Source organism: Xenorhabdus griffiniae, assembly GCF_001028135.1.
Taxonomy (GTDB): Bacteria; Pseudomonadota; Gammaproteobacteria; order Enterobacterales; family Enterobacteriaceae; genus Xenorhabdus; species Xenorhabdus bakwenae.
In genome coordinates this window covers 1-19,069 of the sequence record NZ_LDNM01000082.1, presented here as the reverse complement: position 1 = coordinate 19,069, position 19,069 = coordinate 1, and the positions used below count along the sequence as shown (strand labels likewise).

18 protein-coding genes are annotated in these 19,069 nt (G+C 39.4%); 6 read left to right on the top strand and 12 right to left on the bottom strand.

Features of this window, described 5'->3' with window-relative positions; all coding sequences use genetic code 11:
* Positions 1 to 19 precede the first annotated feature (19 nt).
* Positions 20 to 460 (bottom strand): DUF2569 domain-containing protein, encoded by a 441-nt coding sequence (locus AAY47_RS14980; RefSeq protein WP_047770937.1) that lies wholly within the window; start codon positions 458 to 460, stop codon positions 20 to 22.
* Between the two features lie 149 nt (positions 461 to 609).
* Between AAY47_RS14980 and AAY47_RS14975 the strand changes: the two genes are divergently transcribed.
* Together AAY47_RS14975 and AAY47_RS14970 are read left to right on the top strand one after the other, a co-directional pair.
* Complete coding sequence (locus tag AAY47_RS14975) at positions 610 to 1,650, top strand: oxidoreductase (protein WP_047770936.1); 1,041 nt, start codon at positions 610 to 612, stop codon at positions 1,648 to 1,650.
* Between the two features lie 37 nt (positions 1,651 to 1,687).
* On the top strand, positions 1,688 to 2,677 hold the full coding sequence (locus tag AAY47_RS14970; RefSeq protein ID WP_047770935.1) for a bile acid:sodium symporter family protein: 990 nt from the start codon (positions 1,688 to 1,690) through the stop codon (positions 2,675 to 2,677).
* 39 nt (positions 2,678 to 2,716) lie between these two features.
* Here AAY47_RS14970 and add read toward each other — a convergent pair whose 3' ends face one another.
* The 3 genes from add to manA form a co-directional block, all read right to left on the bottom strand.
* A complete protein-coding gene (gene add / locus AAY47_RS14965; protein ID WP_047770934.1) occupies positions 2,717 to 3,718 on the bottom strand; it encodes an adenosine deaminase in 1,002 nt (333 codons plus the stop codon).
* A 205-nt stretch (positions 3,719 to 3,923) separates the two neighbouring features.
* Positions 3,924 to 5,456, bottom strand: coding sequence for a YdgA family protein (locus AAY47_RS14960; RefSeq protein WP_047770933.1), 1,533 nt, complete (start codon positions 5,454 to 5,456; stop codon positions 3,924 to 3,926).
* A 113-nt stretch (positions 5,457 to 5,569) separates the two neighbouring features.
* A complete protein-coding gene (gene manA, locus AAY47_RS14955; RefSeq protein ID WP_047770932.1) occupies positions 5,570 to 6,742 on the bottom strand; it encodes a mannose-6-phosphate isomerase in 1,173 nt (390 codons plus the stop codon).
* A 172-nt stretch (positions 6,743 to 6,914) separates the two neighbouring features.
* Between manA and fumC the strand changes: the two genes are divergently transcribed.
* On the top strand, positions 6,915 to 8,309 hold the full coding sequence (gene fumC, locus AAY47_RS14950; protein ID WP_047770931.1) for a class II fumarate hydratase: 1,395 nt from the start codon (positions 6,915 to 6,917) through the stop codon (positions 8,307 to 8,309).
* A gap of 59 nt (positions 8,310 to 8,368) precedes the next feature.
* On the opposite strand, the gene tus is transcribed toward fumC, so the two are convergent.
* Positions 8,369 to 9,295, bottom strand: a complete 927-nt coding sequence (gene tus, locus AAY47_RS14945) for a DNA replication terminus site-binding protein (protein ID WP_047770930.1) — start codon at positions 9,293 to 9,295, stop codon at positions 8,369 to 8,371.
* Between the two features lie 211 nt (positions 9,296 to 9,506).
* On the opposite strand from tus, the gene AAY47_RS14940 reads away from it, so the two are divergent.
* Positions 9,507 to 10,139 carry a helix-turn-helix domain-containing protein gene (locus AAY47_RS14940; protein WP_047770929.1) on the top strand — a complete coding sequence of 211 codons (633 nt, stop codon included), beginning with the start codon at positions 9,507 to 9,509 and terminating at the stop codon, positions 10,137 to 10,139.
* A 112-nt stretch (positions 10,140 to 10,251) separates the two neighbouring features.
* Here AAY47_RS14940 and AAY47_RS14935 read toward each other — a convergent pair whose 3' ends face one another.
* A complete protein-coding gene (locus AAY47_RS14935; protein WP_083446711.1) occupies positions 10,252 to 11,535 on the bottom strand; it encodes an MFS transporter in 1,284 nt (427 codons plus the stop codon).
* A 132-nt stretch (positions 11,536 to 11,667) separates the two neighbouring features.
* Here AAY47_RS14935 and AAY47_RS14930 point away from each other — a divergent pair, with 132 nt between their 5' ends.
* Both AAY47_RS14930 and bioD read left to right on the top strand, forming a co-directional pair.
* A complete protein-coding gene (locus AAY47_RS14930; RefSeq protein WP_047770928.1) occupies positions 11,668 to 12,582 on the top strand; it encodes a LysR family transcriptional regulator in 915 nt (304 codons plus the stop codon).
* A gap of 152 nt (positions 12,583 to 12,734) precedes the next feature.
* The gene (bioD, locus tag AAY47_RS14925) at positions 12,735 to 13,403 is read left to right on the top strand and encodes a dethiobiotin synthase (protein WP_047770927.1); all 669 of its coding nucleotides are present in this window, start codon (positions 12,735 to 12,737) and stop codon (positions 13,401 to 13,403) included.
* Positions 13,404 to 13,460: 57 nt separating this feature from the next.
* On the opposite strand, the gene AAY47_RS14920 is transcribed toward bioD, so the two are convergent.
* The 6 genes from AAY47_RS14920 to AAY47_RS14895 all read right to left on the bottom strand — a co-directional run bounded on the left by AAY47_RS14920 (position 13,461) and on the right by AAY47_RS14895 (position 18,752).
* Positions 13,461 to 13,751, bottom strand: coding sequence for a DUF1161 domain-containing protein (locus tag AAY47_RS14920; protein ID WP_200897793.1), 291 nt, complete (start codon positions 13,749 to 13,751; stop codon positions 13,461 to 13,463).
* A 33-nt stretch (positions 13,752 to 13,784) separates the two neighbouring features.
* A complete protein-coding gene (locus AAY47_RS14915) occupies positions 13,785 to 14,141 on the bottom strand; it encodes a DUF1283 family protein (protein ID WP_047770926.1) in 357 nt (118 codons plus the stop codon).
* Positions 14,142 to 14,211: 70 nt separating this feature from the next.
* Positions 14,212 to 14,958 (bottom strand): bifunctional NADP-dependent 3-hydroxy acid dehydrogenase/3-hydroxypropionate dehydrogenase YdfG, encoded by a 747-nt coding sequence (gene ydfG / locus AAY47_RS14910; protein WP_047770925.1) that lies wholly within the window; start codon positions 14,956 to 14,958, stop codon positions 14,212 to 14,214.
* Between the two features lie 225 nt (positions 14,959 to 15,183).
* Positions 15,184 to 16,881: an ABC transporter ATP-binding protein gene (locus tag AAY47_RS14905; protein ID WP_047770924.1), complete on the bottom strand. Its 1,698-nt coding sequence runs from the start codon at positions 16,879 to 16,881 to the stop codon at positions 15,184 to 15,186.
* Positions 16,882 to 17,078: 197 nt separating this feature from the next.
* The gene (locus tag AAY47_RS14900; protein ID WP_047770923.1) at positions 17,079 to 18,005 is read right to left on the bottom strand and encodes a dimethylarginine dimethylaminohydrolase family protein; all 927 of its coding nucleotides are present in this window, start codon (positions 18,003 to 18,005) and stop codon (positions 17,079 to 17,081) included.
* Positions 18,006 to 18,038: 33 nt separating this feature from the next.
* Positions 18,039 to 18,752, bottom strand: coding sequence for a phosphatidylserine decarboxylase (locus AAY47_RS14895; protein WP_053014297.1), 714 nt, complete (start codon positions 18,750 to 18,752; stop codon positions 18,039 to 18,041).
* Between the last annotated feature and the right edge of the window lie 317 nt (positions 18,753 to 19,069).

The following is a 19,069-nucleotide window of genomic DNA, read 5'->3' as shown; positions in this document are numbered from 1 at the left end:
CAATCAATTGTGGGGTATGTTATCGATCTTGTGTGAAAGTCATTTTCACCCGGTGGGAGCGTTTAATATAAGGAATGAAAACGGCAGCAGCCAGTAATGGCCATAATAGGGAACGTATTGCCATTTCATCAGAAATAGGAGAAAAGGCAAAAGTTTTTATGGCTATCAGCACGGAAACCATCAGCCACATAATAAAGATTCGTGGGAATCGTTTTGAACGAATAAAAAGGAGTTTCAATACCCATACAGTAAAACACCACATCATTGTCGTGGTTAATACTGAGGCATACCACAATGCAGTAAAACTCCCCCCTATTTGATGAATAGCTTCATTTTTATGGATAAACGTCATTATATATAACAGTAACATCAGACCGGCAGCAATTAATGTCATGATTAGATATGCCGCAGGTGCTAATAACCAGCCATTAATACGATAATAATCATTGGACTGATACATAAGAGGTTTTCACTCCATCATGAGTGTTTTGGATATTAGGAAAATGATTATAGGAAAAAGAGCGTAATACTGGAATCAGGATTTGCTAACGTGTGAGAGGTGGTGATACTTTCTGATGCCTGATTTACGATCATTTTTTAGAGGCAGCTATGAGTGATTTTTTAAAAGTTGGGTTGGTAGGTTATGGTTATGCAAGTAAAACGTTCCATGCGCCATTGATTGCAGGAACATTCAATATTGAATGCGTTGCTATTTCCAGCAGTGATGCAGATAAAGTTAAAAAAGACTGGCCAGCAATATCGGTCGTTTCTTCACCGGAGGAACTCTTCCGTGATCCCAACATTGACCTTATTGTGATCCCAACTCCAAATGATACTCATTACCCATTGGCACAACAGGCATTGGCGGCAGGTAAACATGTCATCGTTGATAAGCCTTTTACCATTACGGTAGAACAAGCTCAAGCATTGAAAAAGCAAGCGGAAGAAGCCAATTTATTGCTATCTGTATTTCATAATCGCCGCTGGGACTCTGGTTTTCTGACGGTGAAATCAATTATTAAAGAAAATAAATTGGGAACACTAAAATATTATGAAACTCATTTTGATCGTTACCGTCCCGTTGTTCGTCAGCGCTGGCGTGAAGCTGCCGGAGCCGGTAGTGGTATTTGGTATGATTTAGCTCCTCATTTACTGGATCAGGCCGTTCAACTTTTTGGCAAACCACAAGCCATCACAACAGATTTGGGCATGATGCGTCCGAATGCAGAGACGGCGGATTATTTTCATACCCAACTTACCTATCCTGATTTGAAAGTTGTATTACATGCAACGATGCTCGCAGCGGCAGAATCACCTATTTATACATTGCATGGTATGGCTGGCAGTTATACTAAATATGGGTTGGATACTCAGGAAGAGCGTTTAAAGGCGGGGGAAAGACCACCACGGGCAGACTGGGGATACGACGCACGGGATGGTTATGTGACGTTGTCACAAGATGATAACTTGGTTACGAAAGTTGTTCCTACTGTACCTGGCAATTATGGTGCTTATTATGCCGCTATTCGTGATGCGATTTTGTTTGGAAAACCGAACCCAGTGACTGCCAGCGAAGCTATTTTGATTATGAAGCTTATTGAAGCCGGTGAAAAATCGGCAAAAGAACGGCGCACAATCTTAATTGACTAATTAAACAATGGCAGGTGGGGCAAGGGGGCTTATATTGATGAACGTGTTGCAAAAATTAAGAATTGATCCTTTTTTAGTTATATTGATTGCGGTGGTCATCATTGCATCGTTTTTTCCTTGTGAAGGTGAAGCGAAAAAGTGGTTTCAGTACTTAACAACGGCCGCTATTGCGTTGTTATTTTTTATGCATGGAGCGAAGTTATCCCGTAATGCCATTTTGGCAGGAATAGGGCATTGGCGGTTGCACTTGGTGATTTTCACTAGCACTTTTATTTTGTTTCCCATACTGGGAATGGGATTAAGTTTCATCGTGCCAGAGTGGATGTCACCAACGGTTTATATGGGCTTTCTTTATCTTTGTGCTTTACCTGCCACGGTGCAATCGGCTATCGCTTTTACCTCCGTTGCCGGGGGAAATGTTGCTGCCGCGGTATGCAGTGCTTCCGCCTCAAGTTTATTAGGCGTATTCCTGTCTCCATTATTAGTTGGTTTTTTGATCCAGGCTCATGAAGGCGCTGCCCAAACTGATACCTGGCAAGCGATAAAAGATATTATCTTACAGTTGATGGTGCCTTTTATTGCTGGACACTTATCGCGTCCTCTGATTGCCGGTTGGGTGGAAAAACATAAAAAATGGGTCAATATGACCGATCGTTCTTCTATCTTGCTGGTGGTTTATGTTGCATTCAGTGAGGCGGTGGTGGAAGGTATTTGGCATAAAATCGATACTTATTCACTTCTTATGATTGGGATCGTTTGCTGTGTTTTATTGGCTATCGTACTACTAATTAACGTATATAGCTCGCGTTTGCTGGGGTTTAGTAAAGATGACGAAATCACTATTGTGTTTTGTGGTTCGAAGAAGAGCCTGGCAAATGGTGTGCCAATGGCAAATGTATTATTTCCCGCGCCAATGGTCGGTGTGATGCTGTTACCGCTGATGATTTTCCATCAGATCCAATTAATGGTTTGTGCTGTTCTTGCACAGCGTTATGCGCAGCGCCTAAAAACAAAAAAGGCAGAGTAGTTTTCTGCCTTTGGAGCAATTTAGCATAAATAATGTTTCTTAGCGATTGGCGGCTTTTTCTTTCAGTGTCTGTTTTTCTGCTTCACTAAGGAATGCAGTTGCCAGACCATTAATCTGCGCCTGTCGGATCAGCGCTGGAGACAGCCCCGCTGCTGGCGCAGCAACGTTATACTCATGACGAATTTCAATGCCTTCTACTGCCGGATCATCGGTATTAATTGATGCCAAGATCCCGTGCTCAAGAAATTGTTTCAGCGGGTGAGCTTGCAAAGAACTGACTGTGCTGGTTTGCAGGTTTGATGTCAGGCAGGATTCAATACCGATGCCATATTCAACCAAATAATCCATTAGGGCTGGATCAGTGATTGCTTTGACACCGTGGCCAATGCGGGTTGCCCCCAATTCACGAATAGCGTGCCAGATGCTTTCCGCACCTGCGGCTTCACCTGCATGTACGCTAATATTCCAGCCTGCGTCACGCGCTTGGATAAAATGTTGCTCAAAGAGATGGCCGGGGAATCCTAATTCATCACCGGCCAGATCTAATGCGGTGATATGTTGTTTATGAGCAAGAAGTCCAGTGAGTTCTTCGGTGCAAGCTTTTTCCCCAAATGTTCTACTCAGAATACCAATTAAACGGATCTGAATATCATGTTTCTGGCTTGCTGAATGAATACCCTCGATGACTGCTTCCACAACACCTTCAACGGGAAGTTGGTGCTTCATAGCCATGTAATAAGGGGAGAAACGCAGTTCAGCGTAGTCAAGACCCGCATTGACCGCATCTTCAACGTTTTCAACGGCGACCCTGCGGCAAGCTTCTAAATCGGCAAGTACAGTCACACCCCAGTCCAATTTTTGCAGGAAACTGACAAGATTAGGTTCATTTTCAATGATTTGTACATGAGGACGTAATGCATCCAGCTCATAAGCTGGGAGTGGGATATTATGTTGACGAGCAAGATCCAAAATGGTTTCGGGACGGATATTACCGTCGAGGTGACGGTGCAGATCGGTCAGTGGAAGCTGTATGTCAATCATTTTCTTATCCTTCTTATCAAATTTTATATACAAAAAAGCCAGCCAACGTGTTGACTGGCAAGAAAGTGAAAGCACTATTGATATCTTAATGTTAGCGATGTCTTAGCTGAGGAGGTTTTTTAACCTAAGCATGTACTTTCTTGTGGGAGAACCCGAAAGCCGGGTTCTGGTTATTTATTTAGATGACGGTGATTTAACTGTACACTTATTCAACGACAGGAAGTTCAGCTTTGGTATCATCATGCTGATTTTGTTCACCATCTGCTTCATCATAGGACTCTGCAAGGCCATTATCAAGCAGGAATTGATGTAAGCTGGACTCTTTGTCGTTTAATTTGACTTTATTATTGGTGTAGTGAAAATTGAGACCAATGATACCGTCTTTGTCAGTAAGAATTTTGTTTTGAACCCCTTTTTGAGTCATCATGTTAACTTGTTGTTCTGCCTGAGCTTCTGCGGCAGCTTTATCCTGACCATCTAGCATCGCTGATTGCGTAATAGATTCCATCAACATGGCTTTCGGTACATTAATGTGCAAGGACAACTCTTGGATCAGGGTACGAACTATCTCTTCCGGTCCCATGAGTTGCAATGCACTTTTATCTTCAGGAATGTTTTGTAAGGAAAGTTTGAAATCTACTGAACTCTCGCCTTTACTGTTTTTCCAGCTAAAAGGAGAAATGCTAAATTGTGGATTGTTATTCAGGAGGAGATGTAAGTTACTGAGTACTGCCAGGGAAGTTGCATCATAAGATGCTTTATCTGTAGTCAAGGCGGCTTCTGCCGCATCATTATAAGCTTGGGTAAATTTACGTACAGACTGGCCATCGAGTTTTTCCATACCCAGGGCTAACTTACCAGAGCCAAACTCGATATCCTCAATTTTTACGCCATCAATGCTATAAACGATTTTGATGTTCAGATTGTCCTTGTCCTCATCTAAATTGGATATCACTTTCATTCCCCTAAGCGCAATATTTGGCTCATTAGGAATTCCATTCATACTGAATTCGCCAATACTGTAGCTTTGATCTCCGGTATAGATATCAAATTTACCTTTTTTATTATCTCCCTTAAAATCAATACCTTTAAGTGAAACTGTTTCTTTTTTGATAGGATCATTAAAAGACAATTCATCACTTTTGACTGTGAAGGAAAATTCACTGAGATCATGATTAACGTCGGCACTGATTTTTGCGCCTGAAAATGACAGAACCCGTTGGTCACCATTTTCAGGCGTTTCCGTATGATTAATCGGGACCAGTTCAATGTTAGCAGAGAGCGCACGGCTATAACTGACTTTAGCATTTAAGTTAAACAATGATTTTTCATTTGTGATAGTAAATAGTTTTTTCAACGCATCATTTTTTTCCAGTTCTGCGTGGACAGAGGCCATTTGGGGTATCAGGTTGAATTTCTTCAGGTTAGAAATCGGAAATGGCCCATGATCAATTGTCGATTTGAAAATGATTTCTTCATTTGGCGGAATATCGGCATTTTTTACACCATTCTTGATGTTTAGGATCAAACGGACATCGGAGCTGAAAATCCCTCGTTTGAAATCTTTTGCTTGCCATTCTATGCCACTTTCAGGAAATGATTTCACCAGTTCAGTGTTCGCCTGTTTTATGAAGCTATCTAAACGGTCTTCAAGTTTCTTACCTGTATACCATGATGTTCCTGTCCATACCGCACCCATAGCAACAACAACGCTTACTGCAACTAACGATTTTTTCATGTGGAAATCCCATCCTTTTAACGCGTTATGCGTTTTGTATTTATGTCAAAATTCACTGAAAAATATGATTAATAATCAATAAAAGCAATCATAACCATATTAATATAATAAAATTAATTAGATACTCTGGCTATTCTCCCCTGACCATAAACAGTGACGGCTTTTTCAATAGCAGGTAAGAAGATTGATTCACCTGAGAGTAATTTTAACTGCTGCTTATCAGTGCTGATAACTGCTTGCCCTTCAACACAAAATAGAACCGATGCTGAATCATTTTCCAATGAGATTGGTTGTTCTGAAACAGAATAAACAGAAAAACAAAAATCATTAACAGGAACAGGATAATTCAGCGCCTCTTTTTCCTGCCTTGGTTCGGTTAGCAAAGTATCGGCAGCTTTTGGAATAAAATCCAGATTAGCCATTAATTCAGGGACATCAATATGCTTACTGGTTAAACCGGCACGCAACACATTGTCAGAATTGGCCATAACCTCCAAGGCGACGCCATCAAGATAGGCATGGGGAGTACGGGCATATAGAAACATCGCCTGGCCGGGTTCGAGTTCAACGATATTGAGCAGGAGTGGTGTAAACAGTCCATTATCATCGGGATAGAAGAAGGTTATTTGTTTGATGGTATCCCACGGTTCGCCCTGATGACAGTTTAATGCTGACTTTAAGACAGCCATTGCCAACTGTTTTTGTTCGCCTTGCATATTCAATAACTGTGAAAACAGAAACGACAGATTTTGTTCAGTCGGTTGCTGGAGGAATGCCTGAATATCTGGATGTGCGGCAGAAACATGATCCAGTAATTGTGCGATCTCAGATAAAGGTCTAAAAGCATTCATGGCCTTGAACGAGGTCAGCGCATAGACCAATTCAGGTTTATGATTATCATCTTTGTAGTTGCGTTGTGCTGAATCTAACGGTATCCCTTGGGCATTTTCTTTGGCAAAACCTATTTCTGCGGATGTCTTATCAGGATGCACTTGAATAGACAGTGGTTGAGCTGCACACAATATTTTGAACAAGAAAGGCAAGCGCTGGAATTGCCGGGCTACTTTTCTTCCAAGGTATTTCTCTGGTTCTTGGTCGATCAACATACTCAAGGCGCTCATTTCACCCGTTTGAGGGTCTGTGACCAGTGAACTACATTTTGGATGTGCTCCCATCCATAATTCTGCCATTGGCTGATTATCCGAATTCTCGATACCATAAATATCCGTCAGAGCGGTTTTACTTCCCCAGTCATAATGTTGGATTTTGTTGGTCATTTTCAGCATGGCGGAATTTCCTATAATAAAAAGTAACTTATTTATATGACAACAATACAATAAACACGGTTAGGTCGCATTATCGATAATAACTTTATGGCATGATACGCGAATGCCGACTAATTTATCCGCAAAGTTTGTTCCGGCGTATTCAATTATTCTGTGTGCTAAGGAGATAGTAATGGCAGCCACTCGCATTGAAAAAGACTCAATGGGACCTATCGAAGTACCTGCTGACCAATTATGGGGGGCGCAAACTCAGCGCTCACTGGAGCATTTCCGTATTTCTCAGGAAAAAATGCCAGTTGCATTGATTCATGCGCTTGCATTGACTAAACAAGCTGCGGCTAGCGTCAATATGGATCTGGGCCTTCTGCCTAAAGAACGTGGCGAAGCAGTCATCGCTGCGGCGAAAGAGGTGTTGGAAGGCAAACACCCAACAGAATTCCCTCTTGCTATCTGGCAGACCGGTTCGGGAACTCAAAGCAACATGAATATGAATGAAGTGTTGGCGAACCGTGGTAGTGAGATCCTTGGTGGTCAAAGGGGCAATGAGCGTCTGATTCATCCTAATGATGATGTTAACAAGAGCCAAAGCTCTAATGACGTTTTTCCAACGGCCATGCATGTTGCAGCAGTGACTGCATTACGTGAACATCTGTTACCAGAGTTAAAAGTACTACAAAAAACCCTGGCAGATAAAGCGGAAGCATTTAAAGGCATTGTAAAAATTGGCCGTACTCACTTACAAGATGCAACTCCATTAACCTTAGGTCAGGAAATTTCCGGCTGGGCCGCCATGTTGACACATAACTTGAAGCACATTGAAGAGAGTATTCCTCATGTGTGTGAACTGGCTTTGGGAGGTACTGCGGTAGGAACGGGACTGAATACACATCCTGAGTATGCCGTTCGTGTTGCGCAGAGAATTGCTGAATTATCCGGCCATCCTTTCGTCACTTCGCCAAATAAATTTGAAGCCCTGGCAACTTGTGACGCGCTGGTTCATTCACACGGTGCATTGAAAGGTTTGGCTGCATCATTGATGAAGATTGCTAACGATGTTCGTTGGTTGGCCTCTGGCCCTCGCTGTGGTATTGGTGAGATTTCCATTCCTGAAAATGAGCCAGGCAGCTCCATCATGCCAGGCAAAGTGAACCCAACTCAGTGTGAAGCGATGACCATGTTATGTGCGCAAGTGATGGGTAACGATGTGGCAATCAACATTGGTGGTTCGTCTGGTAACTTTGAATTAAACGTATTCCGCCCAATGGTTATCCATAACTTCTTGCAATCTGTACGCTTGCTGGCGGATGGTATGCGTAGTTTCAATGAGCATTGTGCTATTGGTATTGAACCTAATCGTGATCGCATCACCCAATTGTTGAATGAATCACTGATGCTGGTAACCGCATTAAATACTCATATTGGTTACGATAAAGCGGCTGAAATTGCTAAAAAAGCACATAAAGAAGGCCTGACGCTGAAGCAGTCAGCACTCCAGTTAGGATATTTAACGGAAGCTGAATTTGATGCGTGGGTTCGTCCAGAAGATATGGTTGGCAGCATGAAGTAAACTTGCTATATCAGCAAAAATGAAAAAACCGGAGAGCATTTGCTCCGGTTTTTTATTTCTCAGCGTTCTTTGTAGAGATGTAAGCGGGGAATGACCAACTCAAGTGGCTTCGCTTTGGGCTTATACTTATGTTTAATTGCGTTGGCATTGTAGTTGGACAAGGTGCCGATTTTAGGTTTGATTTCACCATCCTCTGTGTAGAAAACAATTACAGGAACCGGGCAGGCATACTGGACTTGCTTTTGTATCTCTGAATACCATACACGGGTAATAGGCTGCACTTTGACTGGTCGTTTGATTTTCAATACCACATCATCGGGTAATTTTTTAATATCTGTAATCTCCAATGCCACCAATGCTGCCCATTGATCACTGGAGTAGGGTGGGACTGCTCTGCCCGCATTGTAGCTTTTCTCCAGCCTTTCCAAAATTTGTTGTTTGGTGATTTTATTAATGATGTTCTTATTAGCCCATCCAAAATTAATGGAATCAGGGTTTAATAGAGGGGTGATAGTGCGATAGGCATTCAGGGTAATAAGACCACGCAAATGATCATGAACGAATTCAAATCGTTGTTCTTTGCTGATACCTGATTCTTTGGTAACGATATTTTCTAACTCTATTTTTAATTGGTTGACTTCATTAATGACTTCCATTGCTTCTTTATATTGCTGGTGGTTAACAGCAAAACACAAGGCACCTGGCAGGCGGCTCGCCGCTTTACTGCTGATATTAGGATTATTATGGTGTATGAATAGTTTCTGATAGAAGTGTAAACCTACATTGAGCGCTTCATTTCCCTGTAGCTGATTGACCATAATTTCGGTTATTTGTTCATGTTCTTCACCTTTTTCAATTTTTGGTAATTCAAATACCCGTGCATCAAGAAGCCGATAACACATTAACAACTCCATCAGTTCAGAGAGCTTTTCTTCTTGTTTTTTAAAGCAAGTTGTGAGTGATTCTATTGAAAAATATTTATTCATGATTGTTCTCAAGTATACTCAATTTATTTAGTTACAACATACTTTTAGTATAAAACAAACCAAAAACAATCTACAACTTACCATCCCAAAAGCCAACTAAAAAAGAAAACACCTATTGCGAAATAATTTAACATTGTGTTAAAAACACAACAACACGTTAATTGAAAATTAGATGATTGACACAGTGGGGCACACACCAGGGTCGTTAAATATGAAAAGACTAATTAAACCAATAAATTCCTTTAAGAAAGTGATCGATGTATTGTTACCATACTCTGACTTGATCACTACTGATTTATCAACACAAGAAAAAGCGATTAAAATAGACAGTGAATTTGCTAAGTTTTTTTTATTAGAGCAAGGATATATCAATATGCGCAGAATCAACGACAATTTAATCATTGCTACATTTTTTTCACCCTATATTATTGGTTTATCTTTCTATTCTGGAGCAGAAATCTATTATTCCATTGAGCTGGGGGAAAGTTGTAAAATTTATCAAATTCCTCGGGTTAGTGCATTGAATGCCATAAAGAAGCATGACCTCTATAGAGAGTGGATGAGGATAATTTCCTATAAAATCTCTTTCTTATATGCCAGAGATATTAGCCTCTTCCGTCATGACAATAAGGAAGTCATATGTAGTTTGTTATCTCACCTGATGACCTTACCGACAGAATTCAGAGAAAATATTACGGCAATTAAATATATAGAACAAAGATGCACACTTTCGCGCAGTTGTATACAACGAATGTTATTTTCTCTAAAAAAAGAAGGATGCATTGAAATTATTGATGGGTATTTAACAAAAGTTTTAGTGCTACCGATTGAATCCTATTATTAATAATATTTCAGGTATCAGATAAACAATGAATAATTCAAATTATTTTAAATATTTTGTTAAAAAAGCCGACATTTATTATTTAAATAAAATTGATGTCGGCAGCTATATTTTATTATTTTGGTAATTTATTGAGTTTTAAGCCTAAACAAATAGAAACTATCATTAATAATGAAATGAATACAACAACGCCGTTCCATGCAAAATAGAACCAGAATACTCCACCTAATGTTCCGGCAATACTGGAGCCAGAGTAATAACAGAATAAATAGAGGGATGAAGCTTGTGCTTTGGCGCGCTTGGCTCTTTGTCCTATCCATCCACTAGCAACGGCATGAGCGGCAAAGAAGCCTGTTGTCAATATCATCACTCCCAGTATTACTGCCCAGACAGGAGAAAATAGGGTGATTAAGCAACCAATTAGCATCATACCAATAGCGGCTAACAAGACTTTTCCTCTTCCATGCTTGCTTATTAATCCACCGGCTTTAGTTGCGCTGTAAGTCCCTGTTAAGTAGACGACAGATAATAAACCAACAATAGTCTGGCTTAAATGATAAGGCGCTTCTAACAATCGATAACCAATATAGTTAAACATAGTGACAAAACTTCCCATAAGCAAAAAAGCTTCGGCAAATAGCAGGGGAAGACCTTGATCACGGAGATGTAGCTTCAAATTAATAAGTAATGATTTAGGTTTTAATGAGCTGGATTTAAAGTGCCTGGATTCTGGTAACATCTTCCAAAACGCAATAGCGGAGATTAAAGCAAATGTCCCAAGTAAGATAACGGCAATCCGCCATGAATAGTGATCAGCAATCACACCAGTAATCAAACGTCCACTCATTCCCCCGATTGAATTACCACTGATATAGAGACCGATAGATAAAGCTACATAACTGGGATGGATCTCTTCACTTAAATAAGTCATCGCAACAGCGGCAACACCACTTAATGATAAACCCACTAGTGCGCGCATAAACAAAATCCCGTGCCAACTAGTTACGACAGAGCTTAAGAGTGTAAAAATGGCAGCGGCAATAAGTGATACTACCATGACATGTTTACGGCCAAGGGCATCGGATAAAGGACCGGTTATTAATAGACCGAGGGATAACATTCCCGTGGAAAGGGATAAAGCCAAACTACTATTGGCCGGCGAGATATCAAATTCATCTGACAAAATTGGCAAAATGGGTTGAACAAAATAGAGTAATGCAAATGTTGCCAGCCCTACGGCAAAGAACGAGAGAGTGACCCGCAGGTATACAGCATCTTCACGTTGAATGTAAGGCTGTTTACTTTTTTTACTTTTGTATCCTTGATTAATCGTGTTTTCAACATTTCTTTCGACGCCAGAGACAGCTGATTTTTCACTGACGCTTTGGATTGTATTCACGCTACTTCCTTACCTATGTAAAACAAACGTTAATTACTTGATGTAGATCAAGGATAGAAATTCATGAATATTTTGTCTAATATATTAATTATTCAGAATGATACTTTTAAAGTATCAATAGGATCATAAATAATGACTACTCATATTGAACTCAGACATCTGCGTTACTTTATTGCTGTGGCAGAAGAGCTACATTTTGGACGTGCAGCAGAACGATTAAATATTTCACAACCCCCATTAAGCCAGCAGATCCAAGCGCTGGAAGCGAATATAAATGCCCAGTTACTGGTACGTAATAACAGGAATGTTAATTTAACACCTGCTGGGCATATGTTTCTTCAGGAAGCCTATCAAATCATTTCCCAAGTTGATGCGGCAGCAACCAAAGCGGCCAGAATGCAGCAAGGAGAGTTAGGGGAGATATCAATTGGTTTTACATCCACCACACCTTTTATGCAAAAAGTAACACTGAGTTTACGTCAATTCCGGGAACGTTATCCTGATGTTGCCATCCATATGCATCAAATGAATACCAAGCAGCAAATAGCGCCTTTGCAGACAGGCAGAATCGATATAGGGATTATGCGTAATACGTCATTGCCCGATAACCTGGAACATCAGTTACTCTTCCGCGAATGCTTTATGTTGGCCGTATACGATGATCATCCTTTACTGAAGTACGCTAGTGAAGGTGTGAACTTGGAAATGCTATCTGATTATCCACTGGTGTTTTTTGAGCGTGATGTAGGAACGGCATTGTATGATGAAATTATTTCCTTATTGGCTAATGTGGGAGTGGTTCCAACGATTTCTCAGGAGGCGGGGGAAGCCATGACGATATTAGGATTAGTCGCTGCGGGATTAGGAGTAAGCATTATTACGGAGTCGTTTACCCGAATGAAACTGGATGGGGTTCAATATCTTCCTTTAGCCAACAATCCTGCCTACTCCGAAGTTTGGTTGGTTAAACATAAAAATTACAATAACAGCGCGGCGGCAGATCGGTTAACTCATCTCCTGATTTCAAACATTGTGGATGAAGTTTGAAGTTTTTAGTGGTAGCACGGATAACACCCATCACGCAAAACATTGAGCTAACGCAACCCCTATCTTAAACACATCTTCTACACTCTAACCTTGCTCGTTAAAGAGAGTAAGTAACCGGTCAATCTATTCTGTTATTACGGAAAAATGAATTTATGTTAACGCGCGTATTTGTTACAGGCACGGATACCAACATCGGTAAAACAGTTGTTACCCGCGCATTATTGCAAGTCTTTAATCGTGAAGGAACAACCGCAGTAGGATATAAACCTATTGCGACAGAAAAACATGAAACTCCGGAGGGAATACGTAATCGTGATGCCTTAATCATACATAAATCTTCACCGGTACAAGTGGATTATGAAGAAATCAATCCTGTTGTTTGGGAAAACAATTATAAAGAAGAAAATCGTGCTGATTTTACTCAAATGACAAAAGGTCTAAGAAATTTAGGCTATAAAGCAGATCGCGTCATCATTGAAGGTAACGGTGGTTGGCGTATGTTGCTGGAAGATGAAACGTTTTATTCTGATTGGGTAGTGCAAGAGAAACTCCCCGTCATTTTGGTCGTTGGTATTCAGGCTGGTTGTGTCAGCCATGCTATTCTAACGGCGCAATCTATCATGAATGAGGGGATTCCCCTGATTGGCTGGATTGCTAATCGTATCAATCCAGGATTAGCACACTACGCTAGGGTATTGGAAAGGTTACGGCGTCACATACCAGCTCCGCAGCTGGGGGAAATACCTTATCTTTTAAGGCCCGAAGAACGCGACTTGTCTTGCTATCTGGATATTGCTGCGATATCGGCAATTGATGATTAAAAAGAGAAATAAAAAGGGAGCAAATTCCGCTCCCTTTTCCGAAAGTCAGAAAGAATACTACTCTTGACCTTTCTTATCATGAGAAAGACGGACATAGACTATTTTTTGTTTACCATAATCACAATGACCAACAACTTTTCCACTTGTCGTATTGTTTTCAGTAACTTGATCACTAGGAACCAAGTCAAGTCTAAAATCCGTTGTTGAAACACCATTTTTAATGATCTTCTGCGCAATTTCTTCTTTCAAGTTTTCACATGTTTTCTTTTGTGAAGCTTGAGCTGCTTGTACTGTAAAGGAAGAAAACGCAAAAAACAAAGCTCCGGTCAGTAGGATCTTTTTCACCATCATCTCCTTATCTTGATGTCAGTGTTGATTTTATTAAGGTTTAATCGGGCGGCCTGTATTGATATCCAGACAACGTTTTGTGCTCGGTTCCCAATAAGCATTAATATCGACACTTTTTAAACAGGCTTCACGATTATCAGCTTCCATTTCATACTTATCAAACTCTTTTTCTTTACGTATATCTGCCTTATAGCGCAATCTTTTCTGTTCATTCCATTCTTCTTTGCTTTGACGAGCCATTTCTTTGCTCAAGGAAGTTTCTCCACCATTGATGGTTACACACGTGCTTTCTGACGTACATGGCGTAGAGAATGCGAACGTCTGCCAAAAGAGAGAAAATACCAGAGCAATAGCAGAAACACTTTTAACAATCAAAGAACGAACGTTCATTTTTGAACCTCTTTTACTATGTTACTTAAACTATAAGACTAAGCCATTTAATGAAACTGCTAAAAAACTATTAATCCCTATAAACGCTTAAACCCGCGAATGACTGACAAACTGGCATCATTTCTAATGTATTAATATTGACGCGAGAAGGTAAGTTAGCAACCCAAAATACCGCTTCTGCAATATCATCCGCCGTCAATGCATCGGCACCTGCATAAGTTTTATCAACTTTTTCCTGATTGCCTTTAAAACGAACATGAGAAAATTCAGTTCCTTCAACCAGACCAGGTTCAATATCGGTGACTCGGATATTCTTTCCATGTAAGTCAGCTCTCAACCCTAAACTAAATTGTTTGACAAAGGCTTTAGTAGCACCATATACGTTACCGCCGGCATAAGGCCAGTTTGCTGCGGTGGAGCCAATATTAATAATGTGGCCATGATTGGCTTGTACCATATTAGGCAACAAAGCCCGCGTCATGTTCACTAATCCTTTCGTATTGGTATCAATCATTGTTTCCCAGTCATCAGGGTTAGCTTGGTGAGCGGGTTCTAACCCTAACGCAAGCCCTGCATTATTCACAAGAACGTCTACATTACGTAGGCTATCTGAGAGTTGTTGAACGGTTTGCTCGATTGCAGTGCGATTTCTCACGTCAAGTTGGATGGGGTGGAAGTTCTCACCCAATTCATTTTTCAACTGATCTAATCTATCCTTACGGCGTCCTGTTGCAATAACGATGGAGCCATGTTTGATAAATTTTCTTGCAATTGCCTCACCAAAACCAGACGTTGCTCCTGTCACAAAAACAATCATAACTATCCTCTTATCTGCAATTTATTATCGTAATGTCCATATTAGTAGAAAAAGTTGTATCTCATTAGTCAAGGTGAAATTATGGATTTATTGCCAATTCATTGTTTTTTTTAATTAATTATTTGGCTGTGATTTAAAAAATTTAGAATTGAAATCGGGGAATTTGCTTTGAATGAATATCTTAAGATAATGGCCCGCCAAAGGCGGGCCTGGAAAGATCAGTATTTAGTTTGTTCTTGCCTGTCCCATATATTCCTGTAGGGGGCCATCAAATGCTATTTTCCCTTTGTCGATTCGGATAACTCGTTCAGCCAGTCTAAATACCCGTGGATCATGGCTTATCATGAGCACAGTTTTACCACGAACGATATTGTTCAATGACTCGGCAAAGCTGTTTATTTTACTATTATCCAGATAGGTAGTAGGTTCATCAAATAGCAGTATTTCTGGCGTCTTAAGGTACAAACGCGCTAACCCAATAATCTGCCTTTCACCGCCCGACAAGGAAGAACCTTTTTCGTCAATGTATGAATCCAGACCATCCTTCAATTTGTCCAACAGTTCACTACCACCCGCTTGAATCAACGCAGAAATCATCTCTTCCCTGGTTGATTCTGTATTGGCAATGTGCAGATTATCGTATAACGTGCCTTTTATAATCTGAGTCTGTTGTGACATCACACCAAATTTTTGCAACCAACGCTGAGAATCGGGATTATCCAGAACCTCACCAAAAATTGAAACATAGCCTTCGTTTAGTGGTGTTAAGCCCGTCACGATATCGAATATTGTACTTTTACCTTGACCGTTATCACCGACGATAAGAACTCGTTCTCCTTTTTGTATAGAGATATTCATATCTCTGAATAAAGTATCTCTGTCGTTATAGGAAAATTTCTTGACGTTGATATCAATAGCATTAGCACTACCATTTTCCACTGGTTTACTCTGTTTACGATTGTTTGGCTGATAAGCGCCCAATAATTCGAAAACCCTGTCCAACAACGATTTGAGTGAAGCAAATTTATTTAAATGATTACTGTATCTCTTAATGGAATCAGACATTAATTGTTCATAGGTAAATGCAGCAACAAAGTTACCAAGGTTTATCGTTCCATCCATCAATAGCAAACCACCATACCAAAGCACGGCAATTGTCGACGCTAACTGTGCAAAAAAACCAAGAGGAATAGATAGGGACATAAACAGCCCGGTGATCCTCTCAACATTTTTCACTTTAGTATTAGCATTATTAATTCTCTTTTTCTCTGATTCTTCAGAATTGAAAATCTTGACAGATTTGATCCAAGAAAGAGATTCTTGGATGACACCGGTTAATCGTGAGTTATAAATTTGCAGAATTCTTTCATAAACAGCCACCCGGTTAGTAATTGGTTTACTGATTAAAGTCATCAGACAAACCATCATAAATGCCAGAACAGCCAATTTAATATCAATCAGGGCCATCGCAATAAATGGGCCGATGATGGATAACGTATCATAGAGAAATTCGCTATATAAATCTCTAATTCTATCTGATACAAGGTAAGTGTCATTTTTTATTCTGAATGCCAGATTCGCTGAATGAAATTTTCTGGTGATATGATAGGGAAAAGAGAGGAAAGAGTCGACGAGAGATTTCCTCATATTATAACTCAATTCTGATGCATTAATTGTTTGCATCCAAATAATAATAGCGTGACTGATGACAATCAATAGTGACACTGCGATTAGAGAAGCAATTAATTCATTAAAGGAGAAAGAAAGAATTAACTTATCCTTCAATAAAGTATTGACCAGCTCCTGAACCAGAAATGGAAATAAGACCTCCGCTAAAGCTGCCACTACCGTAAAAACAATAGCCAGCACCAATGCTGCTTTTTGTTTACGTATAAAAGAATAAAGGAATATAATATATTTCATATACTGATCACTGTTAAGTTACCAATCTAACTAGTATAGACAACATGTTAAAACTTATCATCCTACAAAAAAGCGACTAACTCCATCCTTGGAATATATTCATCCTATGACAATAAAATACACTTTATATTGCAACCAACTCAATAATTTTTAGTGAAATTATGTGATCAATATTATTGAATGACTTATCGCAATTTTTAAATTACTTGTATTTTATAAGAATATCTATTTAAATGCATAACCATGCAGGAAAGCAGGGCGCCGCTCTTCATATATTCAGATAAATTGAAAAGTTTTGGCGTTAATGCCAATTTAGAGCAAATTTTTTCCAGCTCATGGTTTTTGTTCATTTCATAGATATACTCCTCTGTACCTGCTTTCAGGTCATTAATATTGGATGAACAGAGAATATGTTGATTGACTCTGACAGAGTTACAAATTCCACTGTATGCAATATCTTTACTGATACTGATAATGTTGGTTACTTTTTCCAGCCCTTTCAGCTCGTCGCTGTTGAATCCGCCGGTATAAACGAGCGTATTTTCTTTATCCAGTGGGAATATGCTGCAATCCAAATGGTAAAGATAAGGATCTCTTTCTTCCACTTTTACGATGTTGAGGCCGAATTTTTCTTCCATCCAGTCATAGGTTTTAATATCACTTCTTATTCCATAACCACCGACCAGTACATTATCATGCAAATGTTTTAACTCAGCTTCACCTTCAAAATAGTAGGGAGCGACCTCAGTTTTATAGCCCAATGATTCAAAGAAACTTACCCCAATAGGGGTTTCTGATCTTCTGATTTCTGATGCAAAATTGGCAACTATTGCCGTTGGATCTTCATCACCAATAATAATTCCCAAGTTAGCAACATAGACTTGATCTTGTAGTTCCTGGTGAGTATCAGATGGCAGCAAATAAACCAACGATTGTGATGACATAAAGCTATATAGCTTATAGAACTGTCTTAAAGCCACTTTGCTGTTAACATTGATAGCGGACTCATCCAGTTCCTCCATCCAAATATTATTTCTTACATTGGTATTTAATGAAAATGGAGGTGCTAATAAAAACACTGGCATTTTCAGATCAGAAATGATACCGGGAGAATTCTTTAACATCTTAAAACCTCAAGTTTAGTTTATATTATTTGTTTATAGAGAGTTATCGTTGATTCTAACTAACTTAGTTATACCACCAGTGACATGTTCTTTTTCAGTGACCAATGAAGTTACTTCATCATCATCAGTAACAGGGATCACCAAGTCGACTTGTGAACCATACCGGATCATTGAAAATCTATCCCCCTGATATACAGGAGTATTTTGTTGTATATGGAACGGTGTTATGGTATCAACATCATAATCACCGACTTGAACCATATAGTATTCTCGATTAATGCCAGGCGAGTAGACTTTATTAACGACTCGTTGATTCAGATATAAATAGTCGTCATAAATTAATTCAATGTTCTCTTTATAAAAAATATTATTTTCTACATCAATCATTGGTAGATTGTTGGTTTCCAGAGGTTCATGTTCCGCGTAACTCAGGATGCCATCGTAAGGAACTCTATTAATATGCACGTCATAGCATGTCATAAAGATACCAATGACAAGCGAGCGTTTATCATAATGTTTATCTCTGATGATATCCTGAATGCTATATTTTTTTCCTTTTACTTCGGTGATCGCTTCACCTGGGTTTATTATTCCGCTATAGATAACGAACCCATCAGCAGGGGATAAAAAATACCTATCATCTGTATTGATTGTTCTCGCTGGGTCCCTGAAAAAACCTTCCTGAAAATAAGTTTCAGGCGGAAGATCAGGGAGTCCATTAAATATCGATTTAATGGTTTCGTTCATTTTGTTACTCATTATTACCTCTAAAAATGTTCATCAACTAGAACACGAAGCAGAGAAAAAACAACATCATATAAACAGTTACAGCGAGATATGTTACAGCCTAATATTAATGATTCAATTTTATTTTTTTTATGGGTATGTTTATTTTTTGTTTGTCAATAAACAAAATTCTACCTAAGTTAACTGGACTGATATATATAGACAACTAAATATAAATATATTGATGATATAAATTATGGGTAGTAAGGTAGTTTATTATATATATCTGTCAGTGACATTTATCACAAATGTGGCGAAAAAATTAATTAGAATTGAAG

Excerpts from the sequence above, each read along its gene's own strand:
- AAY47_RS14980 (WP_047770937.1), bottom strand. The coding sequence starts at position 460 with ATGTATCAGTCCAATGATTATTATCGTATTAATGGCTGGTTATTAGCA.
- AAY47_RS14975 (WP_047770936.1), top strand. The coding sequence starts at position 610 with ATGAGTGATTTTTTAAAAGTTGGGTTGGTAGGTTATGGTTATGCAAGT.
- AAY47_RS14970 (WP_047770935.1), top strand. The coding sequence starts at position 1,688 with ATGAACGTGTTGCAAAAATTAAGAATTGATCCTTTTTTAGTTATATTG.
- add (WP_047770934.1), bottom strand. The coding sequence starts at position 3,718 with ATGATTGACATACAGCTTCCACTGACCGATCTGCACCGTCACCTCGAC.
- AAY47_RS14960 (WP_047770933.1), bottom strand. The coding sequence starts at position 5,456 with ATGAAAAAATCGTTAGTTGCAGTAAGCGTTGTTGTTGCTATGGGTGCG.
- manA (WP_047770932.1), bottom strand. The coding sequence starts at position 6,742 with ATGCTGAAAATGACCAACAAAATCCAACATTATGACTGGGGAAGTAAA.
- fumC (WP_047770931.1), top strand. The coding sequence starts at position 6,915 with ATGGCAGCCACTCGCATTGAAAAAGACTCAATGGGACCTATCGAAGTA.
- tus (WP_047770930.1), bottom strand. The coding sequence starts at position 9,295 with ATGAATAAATATTTTTCAATAGAATCACTCACAACTTGCTTTAAAAAA.
- AAY47_RS14940 (WP_047770929.1), top strand. The coding sequence starts at position 9,507 with ATGAAAAGACTAATTAAACCAATAAATTCCTTTAAGAAAGTGATCGAT.
- AAY47_RS14930 (WP_047770928.1), top strand. The coding sequence starts at position 11,668 with ATGACTACTCATATTGAACTCAGACATCTGCGTTACTTTATTGCTGTG.
- bioD (WP_047770927.1), top strand. The coding sequence starts at position 12,735 with ATGTTAACGCGCGTATTTGTTACAGGCACGGATACCAACATCGGTAAA.
- AAY47_RS14920 (WP_200897793.1), bottom strand. The coding sequence starts at position 13,751 with ATGGTGAAAAAGATCCTACTGACCGGAGCTTTGTTTTTTGCGTTTTCT.
- AAY47_RS14915 (WP_047770926.1), bottom strand. The coding sequence starts at position 14,141 with ATGAACGTTCGTTCTTTGATTGTTAAAAGTGTTTCTGCTATTGCTCTG.
- ydfG (WP_047770925.1), bottom strand. The coding sequence starts at position 14,958 with ATGATTGTTTTTGTGACAGGAGCAACGTCTGGTTTTGGTGAGGCAATT.
- AAY47_RS14905 (WP_047770924.1), bottom strand. The coding sequence starts at position 16,881 with ATGAAATATATTATATTCCTTTATTCTTTTATACGTAAACAAAAAGCA.
- AAY47_RS14900 (WP_047770923.1), bottom strand. The coding sequence starts at position 18,005 with ATGTTAAAGAATTCTCCCGGTATCATTTCTGATCTGAAAATGCCAGTG.
- AAY47_RS14895 (WP_053014297.1), bottom strand. The coding sequence starts at position 18,752 with ATGAACGAAACCATTAAATCGATATTTAATGGACTCCCTGATCTTCCG.